The organism is Humidesulfovibrio sp. (genome assembly GCF_035560995.1).
Lineage (GTDB): Bacteria > Desulfobacterota > Desulfovibrionia > Desulfovibrionales > Desulfovibrionaceae > Humidesulfovibrio.
This window is the reverse complement of the sequence record NZ_DATMYK010000114.1, coordinates 1-9,518: the sequence shown is the minus strand read 5'-3', so window position 1 is coordinate 9,518 and position 9,518 is coordinate 1. Positions and strand designations below refer to the sequence as shown.

The 9,518-nt window shown below is 67.3% G+C and carries 8 protein-coding genes; all 8 read left to right on the top strand.

The annotated features are described in order from the left end of the window. Positions 1–1,257 (top strand): hypothetical protein (locus VN419_RS04485; protein WP_325644882.1); only part of this gene is annotated, 1,257 nt, incomplete at its 5' end. A 43-nt stretch (positions 1,258–1,300) separates the two neighbouring features. Next, positions 1,301–2,068, top strand: coding sequence for a TylF/MycF/NovP-related O-methyltransferase (locus tag VN419_RS04480; protein ID WP_325644880.1), 768 nt, complete (start codon positions 1,301–1,303; stop codon positions 2,066–2,068). 9 nt (positions 2,069–2,077) lie between these two features. Further along, the gene (locus VN419_RS04475) at positions 2,078–3,292 is read left to right on the top strand and encodes a class I SAM-dependent methyltransferase (RefSeq protein ID WP_325644876.1); all 1,215 of its coding nucleotides are present in this window, start codon (positions 2,078–2,080) and stop codon (positions 3,290–3,292) included. Then, on the top strand, positions 3,289–4,230 hold the full coding sequence (locus VN419_RS04470) for an NAD(P)-dependent oxidoreductase (protein WP_325644873.1): 942 nt from the start codon (positions 3,289–3,291) through the stop codon (positions 4,228–4,230). Before VN419_RS04475 ends, VN419_RS04470 begins: the two co-directional genes overlap by 4 nt. After that, positions 4,227–5,339, top strand: coding sequence for a UDP-galactopyranose mutase (locus tag VN419_RS04465; RefSeq protein ID WP_325644871.1), 1,113 nt, complete (start codon positions 4,227–4,229; stop codon positions 5,337–5,339). Before VN419_RS04470 ends, VN419_RS04465 begins: the two co-directional genes overlap by 4 nt. A 9-nt stretch (positions 5,340–5,348) precedes the next feature. Beyond that, the gene (locus VN419_RS04460) at positions 5,349–6,869 is read left to right on the top strand and encodes a methyltransferase domain-containing protein (RefSeq protein WP_325644869.1); all 1,521 of its coding nucleotides are present in this window, start codon (positions 5,349–5,351) and stop codon (positions 6,867–6,869) included. Continuing rightward, entirely contained in the window at positions 6,860–8,053 is a 1,194-nt protein-coding gene (locus VN419_RS04455; RefSeq protein WP_325644867.1) for a radical SAM protein, read from the top strand. The genes VN419_RS04460 and VN419_RS04455 overlap by 10 nt, the downstream gene beginning before the upstream one ends. Positions 8,054–8,072: 19 nt before the next feature. Next, positions 8,073–9,347 carry an FkbM family methyltransferase gene (locus VN419_RS04450; RefSeq protein WP_325644865.1) on the top strand — a complete coding sequence of 425 codons (1,275 nt, stop codon included), beginning with the start codon at positions 8,073–8,075 and terminating at the stop codon, positions 9,345–9,347. The last annotated feature ends 171 nt before the right edge of the window (positions 9,348–9,518 follow it).

Sequence of the window (9,518 nt, the reverse complement as noted above, 5' to 3'; positions counted from 1 at the left end):
GGCCAGCCGAAACCGGCCGACCCGAAGCAGGCCTTCGCCTGGCTGCCGCCAGATCTGCGCCGGCCGCTCCTGGAGCAGATGCTCGGCCCCATGCCGCGCGGCCGCGAAACCCTGGCCTACCGCACCCCGCCCAGGCACCTGCACGAGCGCGAGGTGGACGGCAAGCTGCACGTGGTCATGAACTCCTACTACCTGCAGCCCGCGGTGTGCAAAAAGGCCCTGGCCCTGCGCGATACCGGCCGCTACCACCTGACCTTCATCGGCTGCTGCATCCGCGAGGAGCAGCGCCCGGAGCTCTTTTTCGACGAGTACTACGAGGTGCTGGACTACCAGGAGATGTACACGCTCATGGCCGACGCCCGCGTGCACGCCCTGACCACGGTGATCCAGCCGCTGATGAACGGGGCCTGCGCCGTGGAGGCCAGACTGCGCCACGGAACGCCCGTGGTCATCGACATCAACGACTCCCTGCACTACATGCGCAAGGATCCCCACGCCCAGGACTGCGAGGCCGAGCGGGAGATTCTGGAGCGCGCCACAAGCTTCGTGCACAAGATGCCCGCCTGGGCCGTGGACGGCATGCGCGCCAACTGGAGCCTCACCCGCCCGGATTTTCTCGTGCACTCCCTGCCCGTGCGCGACTACTTCACCGAATGCGCGGACCTGATCCCCGGCACCCCGGCCAGCCTGGTCTTCGCCGGGGGCATCGTGCCCTACCGCATCGCCGTCACCCAGGGGCACCAAAACCACATCATGGACCCGCTCATCGACACGCTCTGCGGCGCGGGCCTGGGCCTGGGCTTCGTGGTGAACCAGAACGCCCGCAACATGTTCTGGGAAGAACACGCCCATTACGTCGACTTCCAGAATAAATACCCGCGCTTCAGCTTCGAGCCGGGGGTGCCGTTCTTCACGCTGCCGAAAAAGATCAGTCGCCACAATTTCGCCATATACTGGGAGAACGTGCGCGCCAGCACCTACAACGACAAGCACTTCGCCATCAACATGGCCACCAAGGTCTTCAGCTACATGGAGGCCGGACTGCCGGTCATCGTGCACACGGAAGCCCCGTACATCCGCGAGTTCACGGCGGGCAACGGCATGGGCCTGGTGTACGAGCTGGACCGCATGGACCAGATCCCGGACCTTGTGGCCTCCTGCGACCACGAGGCCCTGCGCGCCGCCTTGCGCGCCTGGCGCGACAAGAACGACAACTCCGGGGCCGTGGCCCCGCTGGAGGCGGCCTTCGCGGCGTGATGCCGCGCCAAGACCGCCGAAACAGCCGCACAAAGGAGCGACAATGTCCGACGATTCCAAGCAGTGCCCCGCGCAGCCCGGCCCAGTGCAGCGGAAGAACGGCGAACCCTGGGTGGAGCTGCCCGGAGGCAAAGAACTCGCCGGGTGGTCCGCGGACGACCAGGTGCGCTACAACCAGCAGAACCGCCAGGCCGCCAAGCACGCCTTCTACGTCTCGTCCTTCGATTTCCTGCACGACAACAACATCGCCGGCGACTACCTGGAATTCGGCTGCCACCGCGCGCGCACCTTCCGCATGGCCCTGACCGAGGCCCGGCGGCAGAACATGGACGCCATGCGCTTCTATGCTTTCGATTCCTTCGAAGGCCTGCCCGAGTGCGACCCGGAGCACGTGTGGACCAAGACCTGGACCACCGGAGCGCTCAAGACCGGCGAAGACGAATTCCGGGCCATCGTGGCCCAGCACGGCCTGTACGCGGACAAAGTGCGCACGATTCCCGGGTTCTACGACAAGAGCCTGACGGCGCAGCTTGGGCGCGAGCTTGCGGACGCGGGCTGCCGCGCGGCGCTGGTCTGCGTGGACTGCGACCTGTACGAAAGCGCCGTGAGCGTGCTGAACTTCCTGGAGCCCCTGCTCCAGCCAGGCTCCCTCATCTACCTGGACGACATGTTCGCCGGCTACAAGGGCTCGCCCCTGCGCGGCGTGTACAAGGCCTTTCGCGAATTCTCGGCCGTTTCGGCCTGGCATTTCGAGCCGCATTTGCAGGTGGGCTGGGCCGGGCGGTCCTTCGTCACCTGCGAGAAGGTTTAGAGGAGCGCCATGCCTGAGCGCGAACGCCACCACAGCGTCATGCCCGGCCCCTGCCTGCTGTGCGGGGGCCCGACCGCCCTGGGGCTGCGCCTGCCCGGCGCGCGCCTGGCCGCATCCGACCTCGCGCGCGATCTGGACATCGCCGTGTGCGCGGCCTGCGGCTTCGCGTTCCAGGCCGGGGCGGACACGCCGGAGTACGGCGAGTTCATCCGCCACGCCTACGAGGCCTGGGACGACAAGCCTTTGTTCGATTTTCCCCGCCGCAGCCAGGACAACGTGGCCGCGGCCGAAATCATCGCCCGGCATTCCGGGCGCCAGGCGCGTGTGCTGGAAATCGGCTCCAACCGGGGCGACATTCTGGCCCTGGTGAAGGAGCGCATGCCCGAAGCCAGCATCCTGGGCGTGGACCCCGCGACGCACAAAAACCTGCCCGTGCCCACCCTTCGGGCGTTTTTCGATCCCGCGCTGTTCTCCTCGCGCTTCGACACCGTGATCCTGAAGCAGGTGCTGGAGCACTTCGCCGATCCCGCGCCCATGCTGGCCGGGGCGCGCGCCGTGCTGGAAGACGGCGGCCTGCTCTACCTCGAAGTGCCCAACCTCACTCGCATCCTGGAGGGCCGCACCGACGCCTTCATCCTGGAGCACACGGCCTACTACACCCTGTCCACCCTGCGCGCCGCACTTTCCGGCTTCGAGATCATCGAGGCTCAGGAAGCGGGCAGCCTGCGGGTAGCCGCGCGCAAGCTGCCGGGCAAGACCGCGCCTGCGCGTTTTGTCCCCCCCGCGGACGGCCCCCGCCAGGCCAAAGAGGCCCTTGAGGGCCTGGCCCGGCTGGGACGCGGGCGCGAGCGCGGCAAGGAACTGCTGGTCGCCCACGCCGCGGCCGGAGGCCGGGTGTTGTTCTTTGGCGCGTACAACTGTTTCCGCGCCCTGTACCGCGAGCTCTCGCCGCTTTTGGCCGGCTGCCCCTGCGTGGTGGCCGACGACGCCATGCAGGGCGACCGCGAGCCCGTGTTCGGCCTGCCCCGCGTGGCCGGGCCCGAAAAGGGAGACCTGGTGCTTTTGTGCTCCAACAACGCCGAGGTGCTGGACCGCATGTGGGAACGCACGGCGGGCCAGACAGGGCAGACAGAACAGGCTGGCGGCGGCTTTGCGGTGATCCGGCCCTGGTCGGCCCTTTTGCGCGCGGACGGAACCACCTCCGACCTGGGAGCCGACACATGAACCACAAGCACAGAGACGTGCTGGTCTTCGGCGCGGGCGGATTCATCGGATCTTCCGCCGTGCGGCGCTTGCGCGAAAACGGCTGGAACGCCATCGCCTACACCCGCCAGGATTGCGACCTCACCGACGCCGAGGCGGTCAAAAAGGTCTTTGCGCAACGCGCCGAGCCCTGCCGGGTGCTCCTGTGCGGCTGCGTGAGCAGGCATTTCGAGGACAGCTTCGCCACCATGGTCAAGAACATCGCCATGGTGGAGAACTTCGTGCGCGCCGCACAGCCCGGGCAGGTGATCTCCTGCGTGTATTTGAGCTCCACCGACATCTACGGCAACCACCCGGCCCTGCCCGTCACCGAGGCCACCGCCGCCCTGCCGGAGTACTATTACGGCGCGTCCAAGCTGGCCAACGAAACCCTGCTCTTACGCGCGGGCCTGACGGACTATCCGGTGACCTGCCTGCGCCTGCCGGGCATCTATGGCCCCACGGACCAGGGCCACAGCATCCTGGGCATGTTCGCCCGGCGCGTGCTGCGCGGCCAGGAGCTGACGGTCTTCGGCGACGGCGGCACCCTGCGCGACTTCGTGCTGGTGACGGACCTCTGCGCCATCATCGAGGGGCTCTTTGAGCGCCCGCACCACGGTGTGCTCAACGTGGCCACGGGCCAGAGCATGAAGCTCCTCGACATCTTGCACCTGCTGGCCGACACGGCTGGCTGCGGCCTGAACCTGCGCTACGCCCCGCCGGGCCTGCGCTCCCACGATCTTGTGTTCGACAACCGCGCCCTTCTGGCGGCCATGGGCGCGGAACTGGCCCTGACCCCCCTGGCCGAGGGGGCCAAGATACTCATCGACTCGCTGCTGGCCGAGGCCGCGGCGAACGCCAACACCACGGAAGGCGGCGCGCAAAACGCCACAGCGAAACTCTGCAAGGAGACGGCATGAAGAAGACAGCGGTTATCGTCGGCGGCGGCTTTTCGGGCTGCGCCATCGCGGAGATGCTCAAGCGCAAGGGCTTCGCGCCCACCATCATCGAGGCCGGGCCCACCCTGGGCGGCGGCTGCCGCACCTTCTTCTACAACGGGCACCCGTACACCATCGGCCCCCGGCACATACTGGTGAACACCAGCGAGATGTACGTGTGGGACTACATGGCCCAATTCCTGGACATGCGCGAGCTGAAGCACCACAGCCTGACCTACGTGCAGCAGGACCAGCAATTCTACACCTATCCCATCCACAAGGATGAGATCGCCACCATGCCCGACCGGGACAAGATCAACGCCGAACTGGCCGCGCGCGGCGACGTGGCGGCCTCGCAGAACTTCGAGGAATACTGGGTCAACTCCGTGGGGCAAACCCTGTACGACAAGTTCGTGAACACCTACTCGAAAAAGATGTGGGGCGTGAAGAACAACCAGGAGATCGACGACTTCGGCTTTTCGCCCAAGGGCGTGGCCCTGAAGGACGGCGACAAGGTGAGCTTCGAGGGCTCCAAGGTCATCGGCTACCCCAACGAGCCCGACGCCTTCAACTCCTACTTCGACAAGGTCTGCGCCCAGGACTGCCGCCTGATCATGAACACCCCGGTGACCCGCTTCGACCTGGAGAACAAGCGCGTGCTGGCAGGGGGCGAGTGGATACAGGGCGACATCGTCATCAACACCGCGTCGCTCGACCTGGTGTTCGACTACTGCTTCGGCGAGCTGCGCTACATCGGCCGCCACTTTCTGAAGCTCATCCTGCCGTGCGAACGCGTGACGCCGGAGCCCTATTACTTCCTGTACTACGCGGGCGATGAACCCTTCACCCGCGTGGTGGAGTACAAGCTCCTCACCAACTACAAGTCGCCGCACACTCTGCTCGGCATCGAGATCCCGACATTCGACAACAAGATGTACCCCTATCCGGTGAAGGCCGACATGGCCAAGGCCCAGCGGTACATGGATATGTTCCCAAAGGACTGCTACACCATCGGCCGCATGGGCCGCTACCGCTACGACAACATGGCCGAGGTCATCAAGGACTGCTACGCCCTCATCGAGAAGCTGTAGGCAAAACGCATGACCACGCTTCCCGCCATAGCCCTGCTGCGGCCAGCGGCGCCGAGCGACCCCTCGCTGGCGCGCGGCGCGGACGGCAGATACCTGCTGCCCACGCTGCTGACCGGGCTGGTGTCCTCCGGCCTGTGTTCCGCCGCGGCCGCAGCCCTGCCGGAAGATCTGGACTGCGAGGCCGCGCGGGAGCTGAAGGAAGCCCTGGTGCAGGCCGGGGTGCAGGTCATCCTGGGGCCGGAGGCCCCGCAACAGCGCCTGGCCGACGCCCTGGAACGCCTGGGCTGGTCCGGGGCCGTGGCGCTCACGTCCTATGCCGCGCTCATCTCCGGCCCGGACCTGACGCGCGCGGCCAAGGCCGTGGCCACGGGCGGCATCCACGCGGCCTGGACCGAGGGCGTGGGCCCGGAACGCTTCTTCTTCGCCTGTTCGCGCCGCGCGGCCGATGCCCTGGCGAACCGCGCGGGCGCGCCCCTGCCTCCCACGGCCTTTCCGGCCATGCTGGAGCACACAGGGCTGGCCCTGGCGCCCCTGGCCGGAATCTCCAGCCCTGCGGAGCGCTTCGTCACCGGCGCGCGCCTGGCCGGGGAGGGCAGGCCCCTGCCCCCGGAGCTCACCGCGCAGGTGCTGGACCCCGCCGAGCCCGAGGCCTGGTTCGCGCCCAAGCGCCAACGGGAGACATTGCGCCGCTTTTCCGGCGTGGCGGACTGGGAGGCCCTGGAACGCGCCCTGGCCCCGCTGCACCCGAACACCCTGGACCGCCTGGCCGGACAGGTGCGCCTGTTCGACTCGCTTTTGCCGCATCTTCCTGGTTGGCCCGGTGGCACGGGCGGCAAAGCCCGGCGCGGGCGCTTCGTGGAGCTGGGCGCGGGCGCGCTGCCCCTGTGCGCCCTGCTGCTGTGCGAAGGCTTTGAGCACGGCCTGGCCCTGGAGCCCTTTGCCCAGAACGCCGAGAACATGGAACAGACCGTGGCCCTGGCGCACACCCTGCGCACGGCCTGGCCCGGGCTCATCCCCTGGCCCGAAATTAAAGACGCCGGAACGGGGGACGGCGGCAGGCTCTTGTGCGAGGCCCGGCGCCTGGAGGAGCTGGCCCTGCCGGACGCCAGCGTGGACCTGATCTACTCGCGCATGACCCTGGAGCATGTGGACGACCCCGAGGCTCTCGCGCGGGAGATGGCCCGCGTGCTGGCTCCTGGCGGCATCATGCTGCACCGGGTGGACTTCCGCGACCACACGGGAATCGCCGAGCAGGTGACCGTCCACTTCAGCTTCCTGGCGCACAGCCCGGAAGAATGGCGCGCCACGGGCGCGGACACCAACCTGCTGCGCGTGAACGACTTTATTGATTTGTGGCAGGGCATCGGCCTTGCGGCGGAAGCCCGCGAACGCCTGCTGCGCCGGGTGCCGCCCGCGCGGCTTCATCCCTGCTGGTCGGAATATGCCGACGAGGATCTCTACTGCTACAGCGCCCTGCTGCTGGCCCGCCACGGCCAGCCCGCAACGCCGGGAGAAGAACCATGCTCATGAGCGACGAGGAATTCCTGCGCCTGTACAAGGACCAGTACGACGCCGCCCTGGCCGAGGCCAAGGGCTATGTGGACGATCCGGCCAGCCTGCGCCGCGAGGTGGACCAACAGGCGGCCCAGGCCGACGCCGCGCGCCTGGTGGCGCCAAGACCCGACCAGTTCACGTACCGCATGATGAACTACCGGGGCTTCGTGCGCTTCCCGGAGCGGCTCAAGAACTACATCCTGGCCAAGAACGAAGCCCGGAGCGAAGAGAGCCTGGCCCTGCCGTACATCATGGACATCGAGCCCGTGAGCCGGTGCAATTTCCGCTGCATCATGTGCGCGAACCCCAAACGCGAGGGCAAGCCCAAGAGCGATCTGACCCTGGACGGGTTCAAGGCCTTCATGGACCAGAACCCGCAATTCGTGGAAGTAAAAATCCAGGGCCTGGGCGAACCGCTCATGAACCGCGACCTCTTCGGCATGATCGAGCACGCCATCGCCCGCGACACCTGGGTGCGCACCACGGTGAACGGCTCGCTCCTGCACGTGAACGACAACCACAAGCGCCTCATCGACTCCGGCATCGGCGAGGTGCAGACCTCCTTCGACGGCGCCACCAAAGAAGTTTTCGAACACATCCGCGCCGGGGCCGACTTCGACCAGATTGTGAAGAACCTGACGGCGCTCAATGCCTATGTGGCCACCAAGGACCGCGACTACACGCGCATGTGGGTGCTGCTGCAAAGCAACAACCGCCACCAGCTGCTGGACTTCATCCCCCTGGCCGCGCGCATGGGCTTCCGCCGCATGTCCTACTCCGTGGTCATCACCGGCTGGGGCGACGAGGACAGGTTCAGCGACCTCAAGGTGCGGCCCTTCAGCGACGAGGAGGAAGGGCGCATCCTGGAACTGGCGAAGAAGGAAGGCGTGGACGTCTCGGTGTGGAACTGCACCGACCGCTTCACCCTCGACTCGCCAGCCAACCTGTGCTGCTGGCCTTTTGGCCGCGCCTTCATCGGCTCGGACCTGAGCATCCTGCCCTGCGGGCTCATCAGCCACCTGGACAACGTGCAACTGGGCAATGCGCTGGAATTCCGGGAGGCCTGGAACTCGCCCGCCTACCGCGCCTTCCGCAAAAAGCATCTGGAAGGACGCATCCCCGATTTCTGCCGCGAGTGCTACAACCTGGGCCAGGCCTAGGCAGGGGGAGGACGCGGCCATGCGGCTCATCACCGGCGTCGACCAGCTGCCCCAAGGGGCGGCCATCAGCATCTACGGCGCGGGCGGCGCAGGGCGCGAGCTGCTGCGCCAGGTGCGCGCCAGCGGCCGGGTGCGCGCAACGCGCTTCCTGGACACGAAGAACAGCGGCGAGCTGGACGGCCTGCCCGTGCTGCGCTTCGCCGATTATCTGCGCGAACACCCGGAGGGCGACGGCCCCATCGTCATCGCCTCCAGCTACGACGACGAGATCTCCTGGACCCTGCGCGAGGCGGGCCTGACGGACTATTGTTCCTTCAAGGACTGCGGCCGCTACATCTTATGCAACCTGCTCTGCGCGCTGCTGCCCGAAGGCGAGCGCTTCACCCTGCTGGACATCGGCGCGCGCGACGCCAAGGCCGATCCCCGCTGGCTGGGCCTGCCGCCGGAGCGCATGCGCCTGTATGGCTTTGAGCTGGACGAGGAAGGCTGTGCGGCCATGACCCGCGAGATGAGCGCCAGCGGCATGGAGGCGCGCTTCTTTCCCTATGGCTTGTGGAGCGAGGCCGGTCCGCGCACCTTCCACTTCTGTCCCAGCCACCCCGATTGCAGTTCGTTCTTCCCGCCGGATTTCGCCATCTTCGACCGCTGGAAAATGCCCGCCGGGCGCGGGGTGCGCAACGAGGGCAGGCACATGCGGCCCATGGCCCAAGAGACTGTGACCCTCTCCACCCTGGACCGCTGGCGCGCCGAACAGGACGTGGCCAGCGTGGACTTCATGAAGCTGAACGTGCAGGGCGCGGAGCTGGAGATACTGGGCGCGGGGGAAAGCGTGCTGCCCGAGGCCGTCGGCCTGCTTACCGAGGTGGCCTTTGTGGAGGACTACACGGGCAGGCCGCTGTTCGCCGATGTGGACCGCTGGCTGCGGGGCAAAGGCTTCACCTTTTTTGAATTCATCAGCCCGCTTTTGGTGGGGCGCAACGCGTCCCCGGTCAGCACCCGGCTCTTGCCCGGCTACCACCACTGGCACGGCCAGCGGGTGGAGTCGCACGCGCTGTACCTGCGCGACCCCATCGCCCTGGAGCGGCAAGGCGCGGACCTGAGCCTGTTCCGCCTTGAGAAGGTGCTCAAGCTGGCCGCCCTGGCCGAGCGCTACTTCCAGGTGGAGTTCGCCTTCGAGGTCGTGCTGTGGTTTGAAGGCGTGCTGCGCGGCCGGGGCGAAACCGCCCAGGCCGACACCCTGCGCGACGCCGTGCGGACCGCCGCCCTCGGCTATCAGAACGCTTTCGGGGCCTAGGCCCGCCACGCAAGGAGCACCCATGCGCTACTTCTCCCGCATCGACCAGCTGCCCGCAGGGGCGGCCATCAGCATCTATGGCGCGGGCGGCGCGGGCCGCGCCTTGCTTGAGCAGGTGCGCGCCAGCGGCGGCCATGTCCAGGCGGCGCGCTTCCTCGACACCTTCAAGTC

What these genes read in the sequence shown, in the direction of transcription:
- VN419_RS04465 (WP_325644871.1), top strand. Translation starts at nt 4,227, where the DNA reads ATGAAGAAGACAGCGGTTATCGTCGGCGGCGGCTTTTCGGGCTGCGCC.
- VN419_RS04455 (WP_325644867.1), top strand. Translation starts at nt 6,860, where the DNA reads ATGCTCATGAGCGACGAGGAATTCCTGCGCCTGTACAAGGACCAGTAC.
- VN419_RS04460 (WP_325644869.1), top strand. Translation starts at nt 5,349, where the DNA reads ATGACCACGCTTCCCGCCATAGCCCTGCTGCGGCCAGCGGCGCCGAGC.
- VN419_RS04475 (WP_325644876.1), top strand. Translation starts at nt 2,078, where the DNA reads ATGCCTGAGCGCGAACGCCACCACAGCGTCATGCCCGGCCCCTGCCTG.
- VN419_RS04480 (WP_325644880.1), top strand. Translation starts at nt 1,301, where the DNA reads ATGTCCGACGATTCCAAGCAGTGCCCCGCGCAGCCCGGCCCAGTGCAG.
- VN419_RS04470 (WP_325644873.1), top strand. Translation starts at nt 3,289, where the DNA reads ATGAACCACAAGCACAGAGACGTGCTGGTCTTCGGCGCGGGCGGATTC.
- VN419_RS04450 (WP_325644865.1), top strand. Translation starts at nt 8,073, where the DNA reads ATGCGGCTCATCACCGGCGTCGACCAGCTGCCCCAAGGGGCGGCCATC.